23 protein-coding genes and 1 tRNA gene are annotated in these 24,204 nt (G+C 60.4%); 5 read left to right on the forward strand and 19 right to left on the reverse strand.

Going from position 1 to position 24,204, the window contains the following annotated elements:
- The first annotated feature begins 101 nt into the window (after positions 1-101).
- Entirely contained in the window at positions 102-1,832 is a 1,731-nt protein-coding gene (locus CMV30_RS00525) for a hypothetical protein (RefSeq protein ID WP_138223052.1), read from the forward strand.
- Positions 1,833-1,853: 21 nt separating this feature from the next.
- Here the strand turns inward: CMV30_RS00525 and cobA are convergent, their stop codons facing one another.
- The 6 genes from cobA to CMV30_RS00555 form a co-directional block, all read right to left on the reverse strand.
- On the reverse strand, positions 1,854-3,383 hold the full coding sequence (gene cobA / locus CMV30_RS00530) for a uroporphyrinogen-III C-methyltransferase (RefSeq protein WP_096054216.1): 1,530 nt from the start codon (positions 3,381-3,383) through the stop codon (positions 1,854-1,856).
- A gap of 86 nt (positions 3,384-3,469) precedes the next feature.
- Complete coding sequence (hemC, locus tag CMV30_RS00535; protein WP_096054217.1) at positions 3,470-4,336, reverse strand: hydroxymethylbilane synthase; 867 nt, start codon at positions 4,334-4,336, stop codon at positions 3,470-3,472.
- 264 nt (positions 4,337-4,600) lie between these two features.
- Complete coding sequence (gene ilvC, locus CMV30_RS00540; protein WP_096054218.1) at positions 4,601-5,626, reverse strand: ketol-acid reductoisomerase; 1,026 nt, start codon at positions 5,624-5,626, stop codon at positions 4,601-4,603.
- Between the two features lie 58 nt (positions 5,627-5,684).
- Positions 5,685-6,155 carry an acetolactate synthase small subunit gene (gene ilvN, locus CMV30_RS00545; RefSeq protein WP_096054219.1) on the reverse strand — a complete coding sequence of 157 codons (471 nt, stop codon included), beginning with the start codon at positions 6,153-6,155 and terminating at the stop codon, positions 5,685-5,687.
- 26 nt (positions 6,156-6,181) lie between these two features.
- A tRNA-Val gene (locus CMV30_RS00550) sits at positions 6,182-6,258 on the reverse strand.
- Positions 6,259-6,375: 117 nt separating this feature from the next.
- Positions 6,376-7,419, reverse strand: coding sequence for an aspartate-semialdehyde dehydrogenase (locus CMV30_RS00555; RefSeq protein ID WP_245844353.1), 1,044 nt, complete (start codon positions 7,417-7,419; stop codon positions 6,376-6,378).
- Between CMV30_RS00555 and CMV30_RS00560 the strand changes: the two genes are divergently transcribed.
- Positions 7,403-7,957, forward strand: a complete 555-nt coding sequence (locus CMV30_RS00560; protein WP_245844355.1) for a L,D-transpeptidase — start codon at positions 7,403-7,405, stop codon at positions 7,955-7,957. The genes CMV30_RS00555 and CMV30_RS00560 overlap by 17 nt on opposite strands.
- 138 nt (positions 7,958-8,095) lie before the next feature.
- Here CMV30_RS00560 and CMV30_RS00565 read toward each other — a convergent pair whose 3' ends face one another.
- The gene (locus CMV30_RS00565) at positions 8,096-9,931 is read right to left on the reverse strand and encodes a hypothetical protein (RefSeq protein WP_138223053.1); all 1,836 of its coding nucleotides are present in this window, start codon (positions 9,929-9,931) and stop codon (positions 8,096-8,098) included.
- Between the two features lie 377 nt (positions 9,932-10,308).
- Between CMV30_RS00565 and CMV30_RS00570 the strand changes: the two genes are divergently transcribed.
- Complete coding sequence (locus tag CMV30_RS00570; protein ID WP_096054221.1) at positions 10,309-11,736, forward strand: sugar transferase; 1,428 nt, start codon at positions 10,309-10,311, stop codon at positions 11,734-11,736.
- Positions 11,737-11,761: 25 nt separating this feature from the next.
- On the opposite strand, the gene CMV30_RS00575 is transcribed toward CMV30_RS00570, so the two are convergent.
- From CMV30_RS00575 to CMV30_RS00620, 10 genes are all read right to left on the reverse strand, one after another.
- A complete protein-coding gene (locus CMV30_RS00575) occupies positions 11,762-12,454 on the reverse strand; it encodes an exosortase-associated EpsI family protein (RefSeq protein ID WP_096054222.1) in 693 nt (230 codons plus the stop codon).
- Between the two features lie 16 nt (positions 12,455-12,470).
- Positions 12,471-13,376 (reverse strand): glycosyltransferase family 2 protein, encoded by a 906-nt coding sequence (locus CMV30_RS00580; RefSeq protein WP_096054223.1) that lies wholly within the window; start codon positions 13,374-13,376, stop codon positions 12,471-12,473.
- Complete coding sequence (locus CMV30_RS00585) at positions 13,373-14,425, reverse strand: glycosyltransferase (RefSeq protein WP_096054224.1); 1,053 nt, start codon at positions 14,423-14,425, stop codon at positions 13,373-13,375. Before CMV30_RS00585 ends, CMV30_RS00580 begins: the two co-directional genes overlap by 4 nt.
- A 9-nt stretch (positions 14,426-14,434) precedes the next feature.
- On the reverse strand, positions 14,435-15,097 hold the full coding sequence (locus CMV30_RS00590) for an acyltransferase (RefSeq protein ID WP_096054225.1): 663 nt from the start codon (positions 15,095-15,097) through the stop codon (positions 14,435-14,437).
- A gap of 64 nt (positions 15,098-15,161) precedes the next feature.
- Positions 15,162-15,977, reverse strand: a complete 816-nt coding sequence (locus CMV30_RS00595; RefSeq protein ID WP_096054226.1) for a glycosyltransferase family protein — start codon at positions 15,975-15,977, stop codon at positions 15,162-15,164.
- The gene (locus CMV30_RS00600; RefSeq protein WP_138223054.1) at positions 15,974-17,026 is read right to left on the reverse strand and encodes an O-antigen ligase family protein; all 1,053 of its coding nucleotides are present in this window, start codon (positions 17,024-17,026) and stop codon (positions 15,974-15,976) included. The genes CMV30_RS00595 and CMV30_RS00600 overlap by 4 nt, the downstream gene beginning before the upstream one ends.
- 211 nt (positions 17,027-17,237) lie before the next feature.
- The gene (locus CMV30_RS00605) at positions 17,238-18,578 is read right to left on the reverse strand and encodes a lipopolysaccharide biosynthesis protein (protein ID WP_096054228.1); all 1,341 of its coding nucleotides are present in this window, start codon (positions 18,576-18,578) and stop codon (positions 17,238-17,240) included.
- Positions 18,579-18,669: 91 nt separating this feature from the next.
- Positions 18,670-19,065 carry an ExbD/TolR family protein gene (locus CMV30_RS00610; protein WP_096054229.1) on the reverse strand — a complete coding sequence of 132 codons (396 nt, stop codon included), beginning with the start codon at positions 19,063-19,065 and terminating at the stop codon, positions 18,670-18,672.
- Positions 19,062-19,598 carry a MotA/TolQ/ExbB proton channel family protein gene (locus tag CMV30_RS00615; RefSeq protein WP_245844357.1) on the reverse strand — a complete coding sequence of 179 codons (537 nt, stop codon included), beginning with the start codon at positions 19,596-19,598 and terminating at the stop codon, positions 19,062-19,064. Before CMV30_RS00615 ends, CMV30_RS00610 begins: the two co-directional genes overlap by 4 nt.
- A 172-nt stretch (positions 19,599-19,770) precedes the next feature.
- Complete coding sequence (locus CMV30_RS00620; RefSeq protein ID WP_096057535.1) at positions 19,771-20,847, reverse strand: quinone-dependent dihydroorotate dehydrogenase; 1,077 nt, start codon at positions 20,845-20,847, stop codon at positions 19,771-19,773.
- Between the two features lie 252 nt (positions 20,848-21,099).
- Here CMV30_RS00620 and CMV30_RS00625 point away from each other — a divergent pair, with 252 nt between their 5' ends.
- Both CMV30_RS00625 and CMV30_RS00630 read left to right on the forward strand, forming a co-directional pair.
- Positions 21,100-21,918 (forward strand): hypothetical protein, encoded by an 819-nt coding sequence (locus CMV30_RS00625; protein WP_096054231.1) that lies wholly within the window; start codon positions 21,100-21,102, stop codon positions 21,916-21,918.
- Between the two features lie 41 nt (positions 21,919-21,959).
- Positions 21,960-22,559 (forward strand): polysaccharide biosynthesis/export family protein, encoded by a 600-nt coding sequence (locus CMV30_RS00630; RefSeq protein ID WP_096054232.1) that lies wholly within the window; start codon positions 21,960-21,962, stop codon positions 22,557-22,559.
- Between the two features lie 48 nt (positions 22,560-22,607).
- On the opposite strand, the gene CMV30_RS00635 is transcribed toward CMV30_RS00630, so the two are convergent.
- Together CMV30_RS00635 and hemB are read right to left on the reverse strand one after the other, a co-directional pair.
- Positions 22,608-23,087, reverse strand: coding sequence for a GNAT family N-acetyltransferase (locus tag CMV30_RS00635; RefSeq protein ID WP_217494435.1), 480 nt, complete (start codon positions 23,085-23,087; stop codon positions 22,608-22,610).
- A gap of 61 nt (positions 23,088-23,148) precedes the next feature.
- Positions 23,149-24,162, reverse strand: a complete 1,014-nt coding sequence (hemB, locus tag CMV30_RS00640) for a porphobilinogen synthase (RefSeq protein WP_096057537.1) — start codon at positions 24,160-24,162, stop codon at positions 23,149-23,151.
- Between the last annotated feature and the right edge of the window lie 42 nt (positions 24,163-24,204).

Consider the following 24,204-nt stretch of genomic DNA (forward strand, 5'->3'; position numbering starts at 1 on the left):
CACCCTCGCAGCTCCCACTTCACCCCCATTTGTCCATGTCATTGGCGGCAGGCATTCGCAGGTTCCCCTCTCTGATCCTATCACTCGCTCTGGTTGCTACCGTGCTGCCCGCCGCGGACAAGACCGTCCCTGAAGCGGAAATAAGCGGTCCCACAGTGGATCTCCCCACCTTTAATGTCACCGCGGACCGCGTTCTCGCGCCCCTCGAAAAATGGCGCTACGCATCGGTTCCCGGCTACGAAATTCTTTCCAACGACTCATCCTCCAACACCGAGCGCTTCCTTCGCGACTTCCACCTGCTCCAGCAAGTCGCCCAGCTCATTCTTCCCCACGTCGAGGAAACCGGCGCCCTGCCCACCTACATCGTTCTCTGTGCGAAGGGCAAAGCCTTTGATCTCTTTACCCCGCCCGAACTGCGCGATCCCAACAACAGCATCGGGAGCCTGATCATCAGCGACGACGAACGCTCATCCCTGGTCGTCGATTATGCCGGAGGCGGTTCACGGATCACGCTCGATGGAGTTTCGATGCCATCAGACGTGAACGTTTTTCAGAACTTCCAGCGCGCCTACTTCAAACACCTCATCACAACCAGTTCCTCCGGAAAAAAACTCCCGCCCTGGTTTGAAGAAGGTATCTTGGGAATCCTGCAGGCCGTGGAGTTCGATCAAAACAGCGTAACCATCGGTGAAGTCAAAGGCCGCACCACAACCGCAGTGACGTCGATAAACTCGGAGGGTGAAAACGTTTCCGCCCAAGGAAACGCCAACGCTCCCATCGTGCTCCGCACCGGCGGCTCCGGCCTCGTCAGTGCCATGAACGGCCAGCGCCTCATTCCCTTGGAGGATTTCTTTTCGATCGATCCCAACACACCCGAAGGCGGCGAACGTCTCAAAAAGTTGGGAGGCCGTGGCGTCTATCAGGCCCAGGCCGCCGCCTTCACCCACATGTGTCTTTATAGCTGGAACGCGAAAAAGCAGCTCACCCCCGCCTACTACAAACTCGCCGAACTCGCGTCGAAAGGTCCCATCACCGAGGAAGTCTTCAAAACTCACTTCAAAAGAACCTACAAACAAGCCGCCCTGCGCCTGCGCAGTCACATCCTGCACACCGATCAACAGCACATCCGCCTGACAGCCCCGAAAGGCAAAGGATTCGAAAATCCACCTCGCTTTGAAGTCATCACCGCGAGCGACTCAGATTCCAGCCGCATCGCCGGCGAAACCCTCCGCCTCTCCGGTCAGACTAGCGCCTCCCTCACCAGGCTCATCGCCCCCTACGTCCGTGGCGAACGCGATCCCGAACTCCTCGCCGCACTCGGCCTCGCCGAACTCAGTTCCGGCAACGAAGAGCGTGCTCGGAAATTCCTAGAGGCTGCTGCCACCGGTAAAACCAAACGCCCCCGCGCCTGGCTCGCCCTCGGCAAATTGCGCATGGCCGAAGCCCGCGCCAAAGCACGCGCCGATGGCCGCCCGCTCTCACAGCCCGAGTTTTCCCAAGCATCCCAGCCTCTCTTCGAAACCTTGAAATTAGCCCCGCCCATGTCCGCAGCCTACGAAGAACTCGCGCTCGCCTGGAAGGAAAGCCCAGCTCCGCCCAGCCAGCAGCAACTCACCGAGCTCGCCCGCGGCGCGATGATTTTCCCTAAGAAACTCGGCCTCATCTATCGCGTGGCCGAAGTCGCCCTGATGTATGGTTTCACCAAAGAAGGCCGTATCCTCATCGAGTACGGCCTCGCCAACTCACCCGACGACACCACGCGCAGTCACTTTTCCCGACTCGCCGAAAAACTCGCCGGACTTCAGCCATCGACTCCTTCACTCAAGGGCTGAGCAACCCGGCGCAGTCAGTGATCACCGCGTCAACCGTTCCACCATCGCCTCGATCAGCGCATCCAGGCTCGGTTTCTTCGCTTCGAAATCCACCGGCATGTCGTGCTCGTCCATCGTCGCCGTCGTCTGCGGCCCGATGCTTCCGCCGAGCGGCTTCTTCGCTCCGCGCTCCAGCTGAAGCGCCGGCGACTGCTCGTAGAACGACTGCGCCGCCGAGCTGCTTGCGAAGAGAATCGCATCCGCGCCCTTCTGCCTGAAATCGTCAGCCACCGGATTGTTCGTGAGATCGACCTTCGACGTCGTGTAGAGCGGCAGCTTGTCCACGATCGCACTCGCCGCTTCCAGCTTCTTCACCATCGAGTCGCGGTTCAGATTCCCCGTGACGACGATCACCTTCGCGCTGTCCATGCTGCCTGTCGCGATGAGCGCATCGGCCAGCGATTCGCCCGTCGCTGTATCGGGCATGCACTCAACGCGGATATTGTGCCGCTGAATCTCCCGCGCCGTTGCTGACCCCACACACGCAAACCGCAACATCCCGAGCGCGCGAATATCGGGAAATCCTTTGAGAAAATCCTCGAAGAAAAACCGCACACCATTAGCCGACGTGAACACGATCCAGTCGTAATTCCCCAGCTCCGCCAGAATTTCCACCAACGATTCGCGCGCCACATCCTTCGTGATCGAGATGAGCGGCAGCTCCAGCACCTCGGCACCGAGCGTTTCGAGTTTCTCGCGCAGTTCGCTGTTCTGATCACGCGTGCGCGTGATCACCACGCGGCGTCCGAACAACGGCAGATGCTCAAACCAGTCGATCTGCTCATGCCCGCGCACGACTTCGCCGACAAATATGATCGCTGGTGCCGCCAGCGCCGCCGTCTCCACCCGCTCGGCAAGATCGGAAACCGTTCCCGCCACACTGCGCTGCCGCCCGAGTGAAGCCCACTGCACCACCGCCGCCGGTGTCTCCGGCGAGAGCCCGCCCGCGACGAGTTCACCCATGATAAATTTCAGGTGCCCCATGCCCATGTAGATCGCGAGCGTCGTGTTCTTCAGGGCGCCGTACGCGCGCCAATCCACCTGCAACTCATGCTTCGTCGGATCTTCATGCCCCGTGAGAAACACCAGCGACGAACTCGTGTTGCGCTGCGTGAGCGGGATTCCTGAGTAAGCACCCGCCGCCAGCGCCGCCGTGACGCCCGGGACAACTTCGAACGCGATGCCATCCTTCGCCAGCGTCCGCGCCTCTTCGCCTCCGCGCCCAAACACAAACGGATCGCCGCCCTTGAGCCGTACCACGCGTTTGCCGTCCTTCGCGTGTTTCACGAGCAACGCCTCGATCTCTTCCTGCGGCACGGAGTGAAAGCCTGCCTTCTTACCCACGTACACGACTTCGCAGTCAACGCGCGTCCACTTCACGAGTTCTGGATGAACGAGGTAATCGTACACCAGCACATCGGCCTGTGAGATAAGTTCCTTCGCGCGGAACGTGACGAGACCGAGATCGCCGGGACCGGCGCCTACGAGATAAACGATACCTTTGTCAGACATGGATGAGGAATGAACCACAGAGACACAGAGGTCACAGAGCAATCAATCGGCTGGCTCCGTTCTCTGTGCGCTCTGTGTCTCTGTGGTTAAATTTGAAACCCGAAATACTTCAGCGTGCTGCGCGCGAACTCGACCGGCTTCGCGAAATCCTCGGGCCCCAGTGGCAGCGAGCGCAGGCCGATTTCGTGGTGGAAAAAATAAAGCGTGTCCGCCGTCGCATGCGCGGCAAACGCCGTGTGACACCCGCCACCCAGCGCCGATTGAAACGCACGCTCCAACGTCACAGTCGTCGCTGTCGCCGCATCAAACACGTTCGCAAACTTCGCGACATCCCCCGCCCGGCACTGCACCGCAATCGCGGCCTGCCCGACCGCCGGGACCATGTTCTCAAAACCGAGCGAGTGAAACTCCACGCCCGGCCAGTTGCCAATCTGGAGACGATTCAGTCCCGCCGCCGCCAGCAACGTCGCATCCGCCACGCCGCCTTCGGCGATCTTGCGCAAGCGCGTATCCACATTTCCACGGATCTCCGTGAACTGCGCATTGGGGAAAATCATCCCGATCTGCAAACGCCGCCGCGGGCTTCCCGTCGCGATCGTCTTCGGTTCCGCGACGCCCGCTCGCAGCACGAGAATATCCCGCGGATCTTCACGCGGCATGTAACCGCCGATTCCGAGTCCTTCCGGCATGTCGCCGGGCAAATCCTTCGTGCTATGCACCGCGACATCCGCTTCGCCGCGCAGCAACGCCTGCTCCAGCTCACTTGTGAAAAGTCCCTTGCCACCCTTCTTCTCCAGCGACCAATCCGTCTGCTTGTCGCCGGTCGTTACGAGCTTCAGCAGCTCCGTTTCCACACCGAGTTTTGCGCGCAGATGCGCGGCAACCAGCTCCGTCTGCGCAAGCGCGAGCGGACTTTTCCGAGTGGCGAGGATGAGTTTCTTGGTGGCGGACACAGGTCAGAAAAAAGTGCGGTGGTTAGGTGAAGAGCAAAGACGCTAAGACGCAAAGTTCGAACGCGAAGCTCAGATTTTTATTTCTCACAATACTCAAAGGTCGGACCAATCCACCGCCTCGATCTCTCACCGACTCTTTGCGTCGCCCCTTACCAGATTTGCGTCTTCGCGATTCAACTCATTCCAACGTCGAAAAATAAAACAGGCCATCCCGCCGAAGCAGGATGGCCCGTTTGAAATCAAATCAACTGAGCGAGTCGCAGTTTAGTAAGAAGCCTGCACGCCCTTGATGTTCTTCTTGGCCATCCAAGGCATCATGCCGCGGAGATAAGCACCGGTCTTTTCGATCTGATGCTTTTCGCCGTCTTTGAGGAGCTTGTTGTAGTTCTTGAGGCCACCCTTGTGCTCCTTGACCCATTCCTTGGTGAACTTGCCGGTCTGGATTTCGGTCAGGATCTTCTTCATCTCTGACTTCACCTTCTTATTCACGACGCGAGGACCGCGGGTGATGTCACCGTATTTGGCGGTCTCGGAGATCGAGAAGCGCATGCCGGCGATGCCAGACTCGTACATGAGGTCACAGATGAGCTTCAGCTCGTGAAGACACTCGAAGTAAGCCATCTCGGGCTGGTAACCAGCTTCGACGAGCGTTTCGAAACCGGCCTGAACGAGGGCGGAAGCGCCACCGCAAAGAACGGCCTGTTCGCCGAAGAGATCGGTCTCGGTCTCTTCCTTGAAGGAGGTCTGGAGAACGCCAGCGCGGGTCGAGCCGATGCCCTTCGCCCACGCGAGTGCGGTCTTCTTGGCCTTCTTGGATTTGTCCTGAGCGACCGCAATGAGTGCGGGCATACCTTTGCCTTCAGCGTAGAGGCGGCGGACCATGTGGCCGGGACCCTTTGGAGCGACCATGATGCAATCGACGTCCTTCGGGAGCTTGATCAGGCCGAAGTGGATCGCGAGGCCGTGCGAGAAGAGGAGGGTTTTGCCCTTGGTGAGATTAGGCTCGATGGACGACTCGTAAACGTCGGCCTGCTTCATGTCGGGTAGACCGACCATGATCACGTCAGCGCGGCGGACAGCCTCGCCCGTCTCGACGACTTCGAAGCCGTGCTTCACGGCGACGTCTTTGGATTTGGAACCTTCGTAGAGGCCGATGATGACCTTGACGCCGGAGTCCTTCAGATTGAGGGCGTGCGCGTGGCCTTGAGAACCGTAGCCGAGAACAGCAACGGTCTTGTTTTTGAACACGCCGAGATCGGCGTCTTTGTCGGTGTATACTTTGGCGGGCATGGTGAAATGAATGCGGGGTTACTGTTCGGGTTTGAAAAAATACGGAGTGCCTGGCGGCTCAACGGATCAGCGCAAGCGCGCCGGTGCGGGCAAGTTCGATGACGCCGAAGCCCTCGATGAGCTTGAGGAACGCCGAGGTCTTACCCTCGTCGCCCGTGAGTTCGACGATCACGGAATCGTGCGCGACGTTGACGATCTTCGCGCGGAAAATGTCGCAGATCTGCATGATCTCGGAGCGGCTCTTGCCGTCGGCCTTCACCTTGGCGAGGAGCAGCTCACGCTGCACGGCCTGGCCTTCTTTGAAGTCAACGACCTCAACCACGTTGACCAGTTTCCGCAGCTGCTTGGTGACTTGATCGAGCGCGGAGTCGTCGCCTTTGAGAACTGCCGTGATGCGGGAGAGCGTGGCATCATGCGTCGGCGCTACATTGAGCGAGTCGATGTTGAAGCCGCGTCCGGAAAACAAACCGGAGACGCGCGCCAAAACGCCAAACTTGTTCTCAACGAGAATGGAGATCGTGTGTCGCATGAAGGAGTTAAACAGTGGAAGGAAAATGGTGGACGCTGAGGGACTCGAACCCCCGACCTACTCGGTGTAAACGAGCCGCTCTAACCAACTGAGCTAAGCGTCCGGGCGGAAAGGATGAGCAAAAAGCGCGGGTGCGCGGGCTGACAAGGTTTTATTCAGGCAAATCCGAGTTGTGGCGTGTTATCGCTAACGCGCCACAACCGGCGAAAAGGCATTCGCGTCAGACTGACGCGAGTGCGCGCTTCGGCTTCAGCAAGCCTTCGCGAGCCATGAATTCTGCGTTCTGGACAGCGTTGAGCGCGGCACCCTTCCAAAGGTTGTCGCCGGAAACCCAGAACGACAGCCCGTTATCGAGCGCGGTATCCACGCGCAGACGGCCCACGCCGCATTTCACCTTCTCGGCGAAATCGAGCGGCGTCGGGTATTTGCGGTTCGCCGTGTCATCGACCAACACCGCGCCTTCGAACGCCGCGATAGCCTTGCGGGCTTCTTCGACACTCACCGGCTTCTCGAACTCAGCATTCACCGCAATCGAGTGCGCCCGCACGACGGGCACGCGCACGCAGGTCGTCGAAACCTTCAGGTTCGGCAGCCCCATGATCTTGCGGCTCTCGAGCATCATCTTGTGCTCTTCGCCCGTGTAGCCGTTTTCGCCAAACGAATCCACCTGCGGGATGCAGTTCTGCGCGATCTGGTACGGATAAACTTTGTGCGTGATCGGCTGGCCCTTCACATAAGCCTGCGTCTGATTTTCCAACTCCTGCACGGCTTCCGCGCCCGTGCCGGAAACCGACTGATACGTCGCCGCAAAATAGCGCTTCAGCCCGAAACGCTGATGCAACGGCCAGAGGCCCATGAGCGTCACCGCCGTCGAGCAATTCGGATTCGCGATGATACCGCGATGATTGCGCAGTCCTTGCGGATTGATCTCGGGAATGACCAATGGGACGTCCGCGTCCATGCGATGCACAGAGCTCTTATCTATCACAAGACAGCCTGCTTTGATCGCATCGCCTGCCAGTGCCTTGGTGACGGAGCCGCCAGCTGCGAAAAACGCCACATCGACATCCGCGAACACGCCGGGCTTCGCCTCTTCAATCACGTATTTCTTGCCGAAGCGCTCCACGGTCTTGCCCGCCGACCGCGCCGAGGCGAAAAGCCGCAGCGAGGCCATCGGGAAATTGCGCTCGTGCAAGAGCCTGACCAGCTCTTGACCGACTGCGCCGGTCGCGCCGACGATGCCAACTGTGAGTGAAGTATTCACGATAGATTCTCCTTGGGAGTCGGCCAATAAAGCCCGCGCCTCGCTCGGCATCAAGCCCGCAGAGCGCCTGCTTTTCGTCAGCATCGCGAAGCAAACCATGCAGTTTTTCCGCGCAGGTAAACTCATCCGCAGCTTCGTCATCTCCACTTCTAAGAAGCCGCCCTCCAACGTGAAAAACTCCCTCGGCACCCCGCGTGGCCACCACGAAATCGTCGAGCGCATCGGCGCCGGCCAGCCCCCTGGCATGGTCTTCAAAGCCCGCGTCTGTACCGGTCACCATTTCAGCGAACTCTCAGCCGAAGCCGATACCGGCAACCTCATCACCAGCCGCATCCTCTGGCTCCGCGGCCTCGAAACCGGCGTCAATCGCGGCGGCGAAGTCGATACTCACGACCGCTACATCTATATACACGGCACCAACCGCGAATCGACGCTCGGCCATCCGCAAAGCGCGGGCTGCGTCCTCATGCGCAATCTGGAAATCGTCGAACTCTACGATGACGTCCGCACCGGCGACCACGTCCTGATCGTGGACTAACCCGCCTGCTCCGAACTCCGATGGAGGGTCCACCTTCGTATGGACCGGATCTGGATGAATCGCCGACATGCGCACTGCGTTTCCCTCTCTCCGTTTCCAGCCTTCCTGAGTTCCAGATTAACTCCGTTCCATAATTCCTCACTCCGCCACGCGCCGCGTGATCGCCGCATCCTCGATCTCAAAAATCGCCGGCAGCTTCTCCGGCCTGAAAAAAAACACCAACGCCACCGGCCGGTTCTCTGCAAAACGCCACGGCAGCTTCGCCCGCCCGAAAAACGCCATCGTGAAATTCTCCGCCGCCTCCGCATACCCGCGCCACTCCCGCGCCGCCTGCAACCGCGGCCACACCTGATAAAGATTCCCGTTCTCCGTCCTGAAATAGACGTCGAACCACGCCTCGGCCTCCGCACTTCCTTCCGCCAGCCGATGCGAAAACTCCAGCAGCGTCCCCGGCTCGAAAACAAAACTCTCCGGCAACGGCAGCTCCACCATCGCCGGCCTCCCCGGCTCCTCCGGCAACGCATCGACCTTAAACGTCCAGGCCGCTTTCGCCGCCGACTCCGCCACCGTCACGCCCTGCGAAACCAGCCAGCGCCCCTGCCGCTGCAACCCCGGCTCCTCGCTCGCCCGCCACCGCGCCAGCAACCGTTCCGCCACCGCGTCCGCCGTTTTTCCTTCATGCGAAAAATCAAAAACAACCTCTTCCGCCATCATCGTCGGATCAGGCCACCACGTTGTGATCAACCGCGCCCTCACACTCCGCGCACCGTCATGCCCAGCTGAAAAAACCGTCTCGCTCCGCACTCCGCGAAACGCCGCCGCCTCCACCTCCGCCCGCACCCTCACCACCCGCCGCTCCCCAGCCTCAAGCGTCACCGCCAACTCTCCCCGCCCCTCGCTGCTCAACCCCGCGCCCAGCCTCAACACGCCCGCCACCCGCTCCTCCGAAAAATTATACACCACCACCTCACCCACGCCCGACGACCTCCCTCCCTCCGTCGCTCCGCGCGCAAAATACCCAAGAAAACTCTTCCGCTGCTCCAGCCCTTCGCCCGCCACGAAATCCAGCACCACCGCCGATTCATCCACATCCCCCGCCACGCGCCAGCTCCGCGCATTCTCTCCGTCCATAGCCCCCTCCGCCAGCAACCACGCCAGCGCCGGCGACACCCGCAACCGCTGTCCCTTCGCCGCAGTCCCACCCCCATTCGCGTGATCCATCAACAACCCAAACTCACTGATCCCCCGCTCCAGATAAGGCATCAACACAAACGCCATCGCACCCTCCGGCCTCAGCTCCCGCAACTGCGCGCCCACCTCGCGAAACCACCGCGCCTGCCTCTCCCGCCCTTCCTCCGTCCGCCCCGCATCTCCATCCAGCAACCCATACCCATACTCCGTCAAAAACACCGGCAGCTCACGGCTCACACGCCCCGCCTTTTCCACCGCAGACTCACCGCCGGTTTTTGCCGACCGCTCCACCGCGTCACGAAATTGCCCATACACGCCCGAAAAATCCTCCGCGTACCCGTAAAAGTGAAAGTTAAACCCGTCCGTCGCCGCACCCGCACCAGTCTCCCACAACCGCTCGAAATACGGCCCCGGCGGCAGCGCCAGCGGCGCCATCACCACGCGCGCCCGCGACTCCGCCGCCCCACTCGCGCCTTCCACTTCCCGTTCACCCGCCCTCAACCCCAGCCTGCACGCCTTCAAATAAGCCACGTACGTCTCCGCATTCTCCTCCAAAAACGAAATATCCGGCTCGTTCCCGATCTCCCACCCATCCACGCACCCCGCAAAATCCCGCCCCAACGCCCGCACCCGCGCCCACACGTCGCGCAAATCCATCGCAACGCGCTTCCCTCCGCCCGCTCTCACTCCACCCGCCCAGCTCGCCTCATCCCATTCCACCAACGCACAGATCCGCCATCCTCGTTCCCGCAAAATCCGCAGCGCGTCCTTCTCACGTGCCATAGCCCCTCCTTCCGACTGGGCCAGCCCGCGGATCCGCAGCCACCCGTCCGCCGGCTTAGCGTCCTGTGCCTCCACCCACTCCATCACTTTCAAGCTATCAACCGCACCCGTTCCGACATCGAAGCCCACGCGCGCCGATAACTCGCCTGACAACCCCCACCACAAAACCAGCGCGCCAAGCATCCGGGTCACTCTGGAAAAACGCTTCAACGCACGCGGCTGTTTCACCCGGCCGATCGAACCAATCCCACGGCCTGACGCCAGCGGATTCAAAACTACGCCAGCCAGTCTTCTGGACTTAAAATCCTTTCAAAACCTCGCGCCTCCACTTTCGACTTTGCCCCCGCCGCCCGCTTCGCTCGTCCTGACTCATCTCCATGTCCGCCCCCCAGACCTACACGCGCACGCAGAACTCCCTGCTCACCTGCCTGCTTCTCGGTGACGCGCTGCTCTGCTTCGCCGGTCTCTCCCTCGGCTACTGGCTCCGCTTTGAAAGCCCGCTCCGCGCCATCGGCATCGAGGCCGACGCCGGCACCACCTACGCCAGCTACCTCCCGCTCCTCAGCCTCGGCACCGGCTTCTTCGTCATCGCCTGTACGTATCTGAATCTCTACGACGGCCGCCACCTCCTCCGCCCCAACCGCGCCCGCAGCATCATCGGCCGCGCCGTCTTCTTCTGGTTCGCCGCCTTCCTCGGCACCTCGCTCGTACTCAAATTCGAGCCGCCCATCTCCCGTCTCTTCGTCGCCATCTCCTGCCTCACCACCGTCGCCGTCGTCATCGGCTGGCGCACCCTCTTCCACGCCTGGCTCAGCCGCAGCCCCCTCCGCGCCCGCCTCATCCAGCGCGTCGCCATCGTCGGCTGGACCCAGGAAGCCGCCGAAGTCGCCGAGGCCATCCAGCGCGACCGCAACCACCCCTACGAAATCGCCGGCATCGTGGAAACACCCACCCCGTCCGCCACCATCGCCCGCGCCCCGTCGTATCCGATCATCGGGCACATCGATCGATTCGAAGACGTGTTTACCCGCCACAACCCCGGCATCGTCATCGTCGCCGACCTCGAGCTCCCCAAAGAACAGCTCATGCGCGCCGCCGCCCTCAGCGAGCAATACTACGCCGCCTTCAAAGTCATCCCGTCGTTCTTCCAGATCTTCATCTCCAACCTCCGCCTCCAGACCATCTCCGGAGTCCCCATCCTCGGCGTCGAAGAACTCCCCATCCTCTCCCTCGCCAACGGCTACCTCAAACGCGCCATCGACCTCGCCGGCGCCGTCGTCGGCCTCCTGCTCAGCGCGCCGCTGATCGCCATCCTCGCCATCCTCATCAAACGCGAAAGCACCGGCCCCGTTTTCTACGCCCAGGAACGCGTCGGCCTCAACGGCCGCTGGTTCCGCATCTATAAACTTCGCTCCATGCGCATCGACGCCGAGACCGATTCCGGCGCCCTCTGGGCCGTGAAAGACGACCCACGCCGCACCCGCATCGGCGCGTTCATGCGCGCCACCAACCTCGACGAAATCCCCCAGTTTTGGAACGTCCTCCTCGGCCACATGAGCCTCGTCGGCCCCCGCCCCGAACGCCCCGAGTTGATCGCCCGCTTCGAACGCGAAATCCCGCACTACAACCCGCGCCACGAAGTCCGCCCCGGCATGACCGGCTGGGCCCAGATCAACGGCCTCCGCGGCAACACCAGCCTCGCCGAACGCATCAAGTACGACCTGTTCTACATCGAAAACTGGTCCCCCTGGTTCGACGTCCAAATCATGGTCCTCACGTTCTTCCGCATGAAGAACGCCTACTGATTCGCTCTCTGTTTCGCTGTCACGCTCACCGCCCGTCGATAACCGGTTTCAGCGCAGCCATCGCCGCACGGAACCCGGCATCTCCCGTAAGATCCGCGAATGGCACATTCGCCGACACCCGCACGAAATACTGGCTGCGCCGCTGATTCAGCCCGAAGCGTTTGAAATCACTAAACACCGCCCACCAAGGCGGCGTCCCCGCCACATCGTAGCTCACCGCTTCGCCACCCGACAGATGCCAGAAGCGCACATAGCGCTGCGTGCCTCTCGGATCTTTGAACACCCGGTATTCCCCTCGCTGAACCAAATCCACCTCACGAGCGCTAATCACAGCCGGGCTCTCAGCCGCGCCGCGAGCCACCATCGTCCACCCCGCCGCCACCCAGCACACATCCGGCGTGTGCCCCGCGATGAGCCGGTGCGACATTTTTCCCGGCCGCCAGTACGCCGCATAAACTTCAAACTCCACTCCACCCCGACGGTAAGTCCGCAGCACCACATCGTCGTAGTTGAGCAACTCGCCCACCGCACGTTTCATCTCCTGCGTCTCCGCCACCTGCCCCTCGCGCGCCGTCCAGCCCGCGATTTCTTTCGGCACCAGATCCGTCAACGGCACGCGCACCGGCTCCGCCTCCATTCTCGTTGCAGAGTAAATTTGCAGCGCCACCGCCGCCAGCAGCACCACGCCCATGAAGATGAGAACAACGCGTAGTTTCATATCGTTTCAAACCAGATCACGCCGGCCGCACTTTGCGACTCCCCTTCAGCCAGCGCCGCATCCGCGCCCAGCTCTCCCAAAGTCCGAACGCCACATCGTATTTGAGTTTCACCCACCGCGACCCGTGCGGATTAAAATGCTTCAGAAAAAACGTCTTCGAGCCCTCAAAAAACTCCCGGCTCATTGCCGCCGTCTCCCGGCTCGAACTCGCGCCCTTCAAGTGTACGACCATCTCGCTCCCAATGAAAACCACCTCATACCCCGCCAGCGTGAAGCGATGACAGAAATCCAAATCTTCGCCGTACATGAAGAAGCTCTCATCGAAGAGCCCGACCTTCTCCAGTAACGATCGGCTCGTCATCAAAAACGCCCCGTTCACCGAGCCCACTGCATACGTCCCCCGCTCATCCAAATAAGTGAGATTGTAGCCTGAAACCAGTTTCCACCGCGGAAACGCCGCCGCCAGCCCCGACGCCCGGCAAAGCCCGTCCCAAAGCGTCGGAATCCCCCGCCGCGACGCCAGGTCCATCTTACCATCGCCCATCACCAGCCGCGGCGAAACCACTCCGGCCCGCGGCCGTTCACGCAACGTCTTCACGCACATCTCGAACGCCGCCACATTCGAAACCGTGTCCGGATTGAGAAAGAGCACATACTCCCCGCGCGACGCGTAGAACCCGCGATTGTTCGCCCGCCCAAATCCCAGATTCTCCCCGGTCCGCATCAGTGCCACCTCGGGAAATCGCTTCGCCACCACCTCTGCCGTCGCCACGTCCGGCGAATTATCCACTACGATAATCTCCACCTCTCCACCCGTCAGCCGCCGTGGAATCGATTCCAGACAATCCCCAATCTCCCCCTCCGAGCGGTACGTGACGATGATGACTGATAAATGCACAGTCGCGTAATCGAGAGCCGTCATATCACGCCGAATTTATTCCAGTGTTCAGACCACGAGTCCCGACGATTCCACTCCCCTTCCCGCCGGGCGGTCACGCGGACGCGCCTCTTCTCAGATTCGCGAACACAGGCCATCATGGCCTCCGCGATCTCCCGCGGTTCATCGCTTTTGAAATATAAAGCAGCCTCTCCATAAATGTCCTGCGCGTACGGCAATTCAGGGAGCACCGCAGGAAGTCCGTGATGCATCGCCTCAAGCAACGGCAACGCGAGCGTCTCTTGATTCGAAGTGAACAGAAGCGCATCGGACACCGCAAAATGCGCCATCACTGTTTCATGCGAAATCGCACCAAGCTCGCGCACACAAGAAGCCCGCTTGGGCAACTCACCGGTAAGCACCAAGCCAACACGTGAATCTTCGCGGTTGGCCAGGATCGCAGCCTGCACCGCCAGCTCCACACGCTTATGAGGGAACGAACTCGCCGGATAAAAAAACTGAAATGCGAAAATTTTTTCCACGGATTTCACCGTCTCTGGAAAACTCGGGAGCGGGCGAGCGACCTCAATGGGCGCCGCCCCCAACCCACGACGTGCGGCGTATGCACTCATCCGAACCGCCATGTGCTCAGTCTGTACGACAACCTTCTCGGCACGCTTTAAACAGGAATCGAGGCACCAGCGCTTGAACCAATTGGGACGCCCACCTTTTCCAGACCACTCATCCTGCCCACCCTCGACCAGAAGCGCGTTGTGACAATAGAGCACTGTCGGCGTCCAACGGGGCGCGCACCAACCGTAGTTTGAGACATTAACAATCCGCCTGAAGACACCCAGCGCCCCTAGCAAATAAAGCGACAGTTCAAACAACGGCCTCAACCACCGTCCAAATACACGATGATTGAGCGGTATTCCGTGAATCACGGCCGCACCTGCCAGTAGATCCGCCCGGTTTCCGCTGGGCAATATCACCCAAAGGTGAGCACCCGCCGGGGCTGACTTGAGCAACTCACGAAGCACCAGCCGCGAGCCAGCCTCATAGCAACCAAGTCCATTTACTAACACCGGGCGCATGGCGGATATTCAGCGAGTCCGCACCACCCGGCACGGCGAACCATGAGCAACCGAGCGCGCCGGGATTGAGCGAGTCACGACACTGCCAGCACCAATCACGGCGTGTTCTCCAATCTCCACGCCATCGAGTATCTTCACGTCGTTTCCTATCCAGCAATGACGGCCGATCGTAATCCCTTTGCTGGGAACGGTGGCCGTGGAGATTCCATCCAGCACCGAAAGATCATGGCTTTGCGCCGAGATCTGCAATTTGGCGCCGATTGCGGTGCCGCTTCCGATTCGCACCGGCCCGTGAAAACCGATCACCGCTCCGGGGCCAATGTAGACATGGTCCTCAATCACCAAGGTATCGCCAGGATTGTTCAGATGCGCCGTGCCTTGCACCCAAAACCCTTCGGCAAGCGTTACGCGGTCGCCGATCGTCACGCCACCTTTGCAAAGGCCGTTGAATAGACTGTAGCGGCCTAGAAAAACCCATTTACCAAAGCGGATTTTTTCAGGAAACCACACGCTCGTTCCGCGCCCGATAAAAAGCGGGCCTGATGTATGACGGAAATTCCAGACACGATACCACCAGCCGCGCAAATACGGCCCGGCCGCGCGATACCACATCCAGCGAAGCGCCAGCAGGGGATCGGCTCCACGAGTGCTGGCGAAGCGGTCATACCACATATTGAAAACTCGTGCGTAAAATCACGCGGCTACGCAACGGCGCACTTTCATCGATAACATCACGCTAGCGAGTGTCCGAACGCCCGGCAGAGAGCATGGCTGCATTGCTGCGAAATCCCGTCGCGAGCATACGGCGGATACGGCGCGGCATATTTCCCAGCCGAAATTTCCAAGTCGCCGAGAAAATATCCAACGCACTCGGCCGCTCCGGGAAATGACTGAGCGTTACCCTCCTCATTTCTTCCTGCATTCGCGCAGTGTCCGCCGAAAGCTGGCCCGGGCGAAGACGGAAACAGCCCACCTCTCCCTCGAAATAGTTGAACGAGTATCCCGATTTCAAAGCCCGCAGCCAGAACTCCTGATCCCCGCACAAACGCCACTCTGGCCTGAACCCGCCACACTCGCTGACTAGGTCACGTCCAAAAACCATCCCGAGCTGACTCACGGGATTTATTCCTGCGTGAAGTAGTGCGACGAACCTACGCGAGGATTTCTCAACCGAAATAAGCCCGTGCCTTTTTCCGTCTTCATCAATCATGGCCACATCGCCGTAAGAAATACTTCTCGGCGCACAGCGTGTGTGCGCCTTCGCGATTCCTTGAAAATCACCACCCAAAACATCGTCGTCATTGATGTACGTGAAACAATCCCACCCGTGACCAGCCGCCTGAAGTCCAGCGTTCAATGCGCCATACAAGCCGCCTTCCCGACCGGCATCCGCGACGACTTCGCATCCAGCAAATTGCTTTCTCAACGACTGCACTTTCGGCTCAGGCGCTACCAGCACATGGCGTTTCGCGATACGCAGCGATTCGACCGACGCCACCGTCTCAGCCAAAAATCGCGATTCTCCAAGTGTGGGCGTAAGAATCAGGATCATTGGACGACGAAAGCTCTCCGTCTATGAATCTGCGCCAGTGATATGCCCAAAGCAGTTCCTGCTAGGATACGCTCATACCCCCCCATCGGACTCATCAAGATAGCATAGACGAGATTCAGCATCACAAGCAGCAGCATCGGCATCCAGCGAATGTCCTCAGGATGATTCGACTGGAGGAAATCCACGGTTCCCCCCACAGCCAGCCAGAGAAGCCAGCAACCGAACAACAGGCCAAACACTCCATACTCGAAAGCGAACTGGAGAATAAATGAATGCACGCCGACGAGTATGCCCGGCTGCGACACATCGGTGTATCGCACCGCATGCGCCCAGCTACCACTCCCCCAAAGCGGCGAATCGCAAAAACCCCGCCAGGCATCCACCGCCATGTCGAGACGTTGAAAATTGGAGTAATCCCAGTCGCTGCGCAGCTGCTCGGGAACGTAGTCGCCTTGAAAAATACTGATCGCGATCGCCGCAATGACGACTGGCAGCACCATGACGCACGCGATCACGCCACCGCGCGGCATCCTTTTCCATAAATGCGCAGACACCGCGAACAACCCCGCCAGGACGAGCACTCCACCTAGACTGCGATATGAAAGGGCCAGCGCGATCGTCAGGCCCAATGGCATCATGATGATGCCCGCAGTCATCGGCGAAACCAATCGTGCAATCACCAGCATCAACCAGAACGTCATGGACCATCCGCCGAAATATTTCACGAATATCATGACTGAGGTGACTTCGAAGGGCGTCTGAATAATTGCCGCAATCGGCACCGCCGCCGCCAGGGCCAGAAAAACGACCAGCATTTTCGCCCGCGATAACCGGCTGGCCATCGCCATCATCACGACCGCACAAACGCCAAAGACCAGATTCCTGGAGAGCCCGCGCAGATAGAGCCCTGGCGGCGTGTGACTCAACAAATCCCAAACGAGACCGATGACTGGAAAAGCCAGCAGCAACAATGCTTCGCGCCAGTGAGCTATAATGTAGCGTCGCGTTGTGGGCCATAAGCACGCTCCGACAAATGCTACCGGCATCATGAGATCAGCGAAGAAAAGACGACCGACAACCTGAACGCTAAAGCCGCCGCACAAACAGAGAACTATAAAGACAGCATATACGAGGGTCTTTGCCGCCCGCACCATGCCGGAATCACTAGTCACAGGCAGCGACCTCAAACCCGGCGCGCGCGGAATCGGCACGTGGTTTTTCAGTGAAAACGGTGACCGATTTCCCATCGTTTGTCCTGGATCAATCATGGCGCGCAACGGTTCGCAAAGTCCGGCTGGCCTCGCGATAACTAAACGGCAAAAAAATCACACACCAGGCCAGCAGCAGCGCCATTGGTCCCGCGATCAATCCGTATCGCGGCAGTCCCCACCAAATCCCCCCAAGTGCCAAGCCAACCGCGATAAGCCCGTAAGCAGTTTGCCCGCGCAAGCGGCCCAAGCTGTTGAGCAAATAAACCGGCACCTGCCCGAAACTAAAGGTCGCTGCTTGTAGCCCAAAGACCAACGCAAGCGCAGGAGCGATCAAAACACTCTCATGGCTCCAAATAAGAATCGCTGGACCACCCCACACAACAAACGTGATTTGAGGTAGTACAATCAACAGACCTGTGCCCATCACAGAACGCCTGTATGCTCTGCGCATCCAGTCATAATCACCTCTCGCATGGGCTTCGGAAAATGCCGGCCATAGCTGAGTGAGGATCACATGTTGGAGCACACTAAAAAGCCCAAGTAATCGCTGACAAAGAGACCACGGTGTCACCATTGCCGGCCCAAGCGTCGCCGAAATCAAAACAGGCGGCATCGCACTCAATGCCAGCGCCCCCAGTTGAGGCAGCGTAAACGGTAGCCCTTGTTTGAACAATCGCGCCATCCCTGTCGCGTCCGGACGCGGCATATCAAAAATCCGCCACCCCATTTTTCTAAATAGATGAACCCCGAGCGCAACGTGTCCGATGACTGAGGGTGCCGCTGCCGCCGCCACGAACCCCGCGAAGCCCACCCGCCCGCCACTCGCCGCGAGCACGACGGCCAGAGTGAGCATGTTAATCGCCGCGTACCACACGTTCGCCAGCCAGCCCAGTTGCAGACCGTAAGCCAGCCGCGCCAGCACCGTCAGCGGCAAATTCGCGCAAAATAAAATAATCAGCACTAACAGGCCCGAATGCGCCTCAGCCTCGATCTCAGGATCGGGCACTCCAATCCAGCGCGCCCACGGCAGGCAAACGCTGCCGATAATCAACACCGCCGCCAGTCCCACTCCTGACAGCCCAAGCACGGCCAGCCCATTCACCCCGGTCCTTTGTGCATCGTCTGCACGATCTTTTCCGAAGTGCACCGCCGCCTCATTCTGCACACCTGCGCCTATTCCCAAATCCGCAAACGCCATCATCGCCAGCGCCCCCACCAGCGTCATCCAAAGACCAAAGAGCTCATTCCCCAGATATCCGATCGCCACCGGCACCTGCGCGAGCTGACAGAGAGCACTTACGGCCTTCGCGACAACCGATGCACCCGCTCCCTGCCATAGAGCAGTTTCGCGGCGGTTCGCGGCGACTTCGGTAGGCGACGTTAACGACATGAGGAGGGCGCGTTCTTATCCACGAGCACCCACCACCGCTGCAATCGCGGAAAAACGCACCGCGCAGCCAAACCCCGAGGGGCAGCAATACTCACCTCGATTGCAGACTGAACTTGTTCAGCCCCGTATTCCGGCAGGCATCCATGACAAACGTCAGCTCCTTGAGCGGCGTCATCTCGTCAGCCCGGATCAGCACCGGAATGTCGCGGTCGATCTTCTTCACCTCGAGTAACAGCTTCATCAACTGCTCCTTGGTGGCGACCTTCTCATTGAAAGAGATCGTCCCGTCCTGCGCGATGCCGATGACGACCGTCCCCTTGAACTGGTTTTTGCCCGCAGTATCCACTTTGGGCAGCGTGATGTTCAGCGTCTGGTTCGTCGCGAAGCGCATCGTCACAAACGAAAACAGCACCAGCATCACGAGCACATCGATCAGCGGCACCAGCGGCAGCTCCGGCCGGTGGCGGCGTTTGGTGCGCAGACTCATGAGAGCAGTTCTTTGCCCGCCGTCTGCCCACGCGACTTGCCTGCGCGCGAAAGGATTCGCTCGAGCAGCACGTCCAGCCGCGCCGCCTGGCTATCAATGCGCCGCTGCAAATAACCATTCCCCACCAGCGCGACCAGCGCCACGACCAGGCCGATCAACGTTGCCGACAGCGCATAACCCACGCTCTCGGTGAACTTCGCCGGGTCCGGCATCTTCGTGTCCGGATCGATCACCGCGAAAGCCGACAACAACCCAAACACCGTTCCGATCAGCCCGATCAGCGGCGCACCCGTATAAATCATGTCCAGATAACTCACCCCGCGCTCCATCTTGATCACCTCAAGTCGCGCGTACGCCTTCGCACCGTCGTCATCGCCCGGATGTTTTTCAGAAAACTGGATGATCCGCCCGAGCGCCGAATGCGGCCCGCCCGCCAGCGGCTTCCCCTGCAAAACCGAGTCCGTCAGATCGGCCGGCATGATCGCATCGCCTCGCAGCGCCACCGCGCGCTCACAAATGATGAAGATCGCCACGAATGAAAATATGCCCAACGGCCAGACAAGAAAGCCTGCGCCTTGGAGGATGCGAATCGGATCAACGAGAGCTAAAATCATAAATGCAGTTGGGAAGGTAAGTGCGCTCCTGTGACGCCTTCGAGCAAGAAAAGGTTCAGGAAATTTTCCGACGACTGCGCGCACGCCCGCTTCAGCCGCACGCCACCGCGCTCAGCTGCCGCTCGCTCAACCCATGCGCCAGATCGCGCGCAAAAAACGGTCCGCGATAGATCATGCCCGAATAAACCTGTACCAGCGTCGCGCCCGCATCGAGTTTCTCGCCCGCACTCGCCTCATCCGTGATGCCGCCCACCCCGATGATCGGCAGCGTCCCACCCGTCGCCAACGCGATGTACCGCACGATCTCCGTCGACCGCTTCCGCACAGGCACCCCGCTCAATCCGCCCGCCTCGTTCACCGATGCGAAATACCCCGGCCGGGCGAGCGTCGTGTTCGTCGCGATGATCCCATCGAGCCCGAACTCCGCGATCGCCGTCAGCACTGCGTCGATCTGGCGGAAGCTCAAATCCGGCGCGATCTTCAGCAGCACCGGCACGCGCACCTTGCCCGGCAGCGCCGCCCGCTCGCGATTCGCCGAGGTGATCGCCCCGAGGAGTTCCCGCAGTCGTTCCTCGTCCTGGAGTTTCCGCAGATCCGGCGTGTTCGGGCTGCTCACATTGAGCACGAGATAATCCGCATAATCCGCCAGCTTCGCGAAACTCGTCAGATAGTCCGCCACCGCCTGATCGAGATCAGCCACCTTCGACTTCCCGAGATTCACTCCAAGCGGGATGCGCCGCTTTCCCACGCCCGGCTGTTTCGCGAGTCGCGCCGCCACCGCCTCGCAGCCTTCATTATTAAAACCCATCCGGTTGATCACCGCCTCCTCCGCCGGATAGCGAAACATCCGCGGCTTCGGATTTCCCGGCTGCCCCAGCGCCGTCACTGTGCCGATCTCCACATGGCCGAAGCCCAGCGCCGCCGCCGCCGGCCACGCGCGCGCATTCTTATCGAAGCCCGCCGCCAGCCCCACCGCATTAGGAAATTTCAGCCCAAACGCCTCCACCGGTTTCGCCGCCGCCGGCAGCCGGCTCAGCCGCTCCAATATCCGGCACACCGGCGTCAGCCGCCCCAGCAGCGCCATCGCCGCCACGCCACGCTCGTGCGCGTGCTCTGAATCCATCTTGAACAACACCGGGCGGACAACCTTCTCGTAGAGAAAATTCATTTGGGCCGGACCCTGGGTTTTCGTCCCGCAAAAATCAAGCGCCCGCCCGCGCATCTTCGCCCGCTTTTCGTCCTCATTTCCGCTGCCGTTTTTGTGCTTGTTATTCACTTCCCCCCTCCCACCCTGCGCCTGTTTTTTAAGGTCTGGCGCGCAGGCAAACGTGTGGAGCCGCGAAAGTTTTAAGAATTTCACTTTCCCGGTTTGACTCTGCTAAAGCCCGGGCCTTTTGCTCCGAAAAGTTTCCTAAGCAACATGGCCAAATCCTCCACAACTCTCGACTGGTGCAGCGTTCGTCTCGGCGAAGACCACAACTGGTGGGTCACCGAAGTCAGCGACTCCGTTCGCTGGGACGCCGATGGCCTCAGCATCATCGACCCGCGCCAGGTCGCCCACCTGCTCGAACTCGTGGAGCCCCTCCGTGATTACGGCTTCGACCAGGACATCCTCGACGCCGCCTTCATCGCCTTCCGCATCGAGAAAGACCTCGGCGACGGCAAAGTCCGCCTCAAGCGCGTCAAAGACTCCATCGTCGAGTCCGACGACAAACTCTTCGCCCTCGCCGACATCCTCGACGAAGAAAACGGGCCCTACGCCGACCTCCTCGACCATCTTACCCGCTGCCGCGTGAAGATGCTCAACGACCTCTTTAACTTCGAATCCAAACTCACGGTGGACGAAGTCGAAGACGAAATCCGCGAAGACCAGAACACCAATTTCATCGAGGGCAAAGCCGTCCACACCTTTGAAGAAGTCACCGACATCCTCGAATACACCCCCGCCGGCTGGGACGTTGACGAAGAGACCACCGAAAAAGCCTCGTCCGACGACGACGAGGCCGACGACGCCGACCTCCCCGAGCTCGACGCCGAAGAAGAAGAAAAGCTCAAGAACGACCAATCCCTCAAATGGGATGAGGACGACGAAGACGCCGACAAAGACGACGATAAGAAAGACGGCGACGACGATGATGACGAAGACGACGATTCGGACGACGAAGACGATGATGATGACGACTCCGACGACGACGAAGACGAGAAGCCCAAGCGCTCCACCAAGAGCAAAAAACGCTGACGTTGCCTTCACCCGGGGTTTGGCCCACTGAACCTCGCATCATGCTTATCGCTTCCCGGCTGCGCCTCCCCGCGCTCTTGTTGATCGCCGCCTGCGCCTTACTCGCAGGCTGCGAAACGACACCCGCCAACACCGCCGGAAACCTGAAGCTCCCCGACACCGCCGCGATCGCGTCCCTGCGCCCCGGTGACAGCCTCGTGATCACACTCCAAGGCGTCCCAGACCCCAGCAGCAACCCCGTGCAGATCGACGACCAGGGCCTCGTCACTCTCCCTTTCATCGGCGCCGTGTCCACGACCGGAACGACCACCGCCACCCTCTCGCAACGCATCCGTGAGACCTACCTCACGAAAAAAATCTACACCACGGTCGATGTCTCCGTCGCCGTGACCGAGCGCTACATCTACGTCGGCGGCGAAGTCATCCGCCCCGGCCGCATCATCTGGACCCCCGACCTCACCGTCACCAAAGCCATCCAAGCCGCCGGCGGCTTCAGCCTCTACGCCAAAGAAAACCGCCTCAGCCTCGTCCGCGACCGCGTCGCCCATCCCGTCAACGCAACTGCCGCGGAAAAAAATCCCGCCGAGGATCCGCGCCTGATGCCCGGCGACTCCATACAGGTCCCGAAGTCCGCCTTCTGAGGTCGAGCGCGCCTCCGAATTTTTGGTCTGCGATGCTCCGGCTGCCTCTCAGCCCAGCACCTTCCGCATCTTGAATCGCTCGAACGTCACTCCGAGCCGCACCGACTGCTCGACTTCCGTCACCGCAAATCCCTGCCGCTCGAAAAACAGACGGCTGATCCGGCTCGCCTCGGTCCGCAATTCCTTCGCTCCCGCCGCCCTCGCCCGCATTTCCATCTCCGCATAAATCGCCGACGCCAGCCCGCGCCGTGCAAAGGCACCTTGGCAGTAGAGAAACGCCACGTGATCCACCGGCTCCAGCTGCCCAAAAGCCACAACCGCTCCGCCCACCTCCGCCACGATCACGCCACCTCGAGCCAGTCGTTCTTCGAAATCTCCACCGCTCGCCGGATAAGACGCCCACATCCGCACCTGCTCTTCGCTATACGCCGATCTGGCCAACGTCTCCACCGCATCGCGGTAAACCTCCGCTACCGTCCGATAGTCATCACCCACATAACTCCGAAGAGAAAACGTCGCTTTTATCACTTCGATTCAGATCAACCGCGATCACTTCGCCTCTTTGCGTCTTCGCGATTCAACTCCGAGTTCACTTCCCCAACTCCGCCGCCATCTCCTTCGCGAAGTACGTCAAAATCATATCCGCCCCCGCACGCTTGATCGCGAGCAACGACTCATGCCGCACCCGCGCCAGATCGAGCCAGCCCAGCTGCGCCGCCGCCTGGATCTGCGCGTACTCACCAGAAACCTGATACGCCGCGAGTGGTTTCTTCGTCGCCTCGCGCACCTCGCGGATGATGTCCAGATAAGCGCCCGCCGGTTTCACCATCAACACATCAGCGCCTTCCGCTTCATCGAGCAACGCCTCGACAACCGCCTCGCGCCGATTCGCCGGATTCAGCTGATAAGTCCGTTTATCCAGCGCGTGTGTCCCCGCCGCCTTCGCACTACCGACCGCATCGCGGAACGGCCCGTAATAAGCCGAGGCGAACTTCGACGAGTAAGCCATGATCGCCGTGTTCGTGAAACCCGCCGCATCCAGCCCGGCACGAATCGCGCCGATGCGCCCGTCCATCATGTCCGACGGCGCCACGAAATCCACACCCGCCCGCGCATGAAGCACCGCCATCTTCACCAGTACCGCCACCGTCGCATCGTTCGCCACGTCTTTCCCTTCCGCCGTCAGCAAACCGTCGTGACCGTGCGTCGTGTACGGATCGAGCGCGATGTCCGTCATCACGACGAGTTCCGGCAGCGCCTTCTTCACCGCGCGCACCGCGCGCAAAATCAACGCGTCCTCATGCAACGCCGCCGACCCGCTGTCGTCCTTGTAGTTGGCATCCAACTTCGGAAACAACGCCACCGCCGGCACCCCGAGCTTCGCCAGCGCGCGGCATTCCTTCACCAGATCGACGATGTTGAGCCGCGACACACCCGGCATCGACCCGATCGGCTCCGGGGCCCCTTTGCCGTCCACGACAAACAGCGGCGCGATAAAATCCGCCGGCCGCAGCACAGTCTCCTCAACCAGAGCGCGCACAGAAGCATTGCGACGCAAACGACGGGGACGAACGGCAAGATCGAGTTTGAAGGAGTCGGCCATGGCGAAAAGTGGCCGCCACCCAACACCCTCCCGCGGCTCCCG

Source organism: Nibricoccus aquaticus (assembly GCF_002310495.1).
Lineage (GTDB): Bacteria > Verrucomicrobiota > Verrucomicrobiia > Opitutales > Opitutaceae > Nibricoccus > Nibricoccus aquaticus.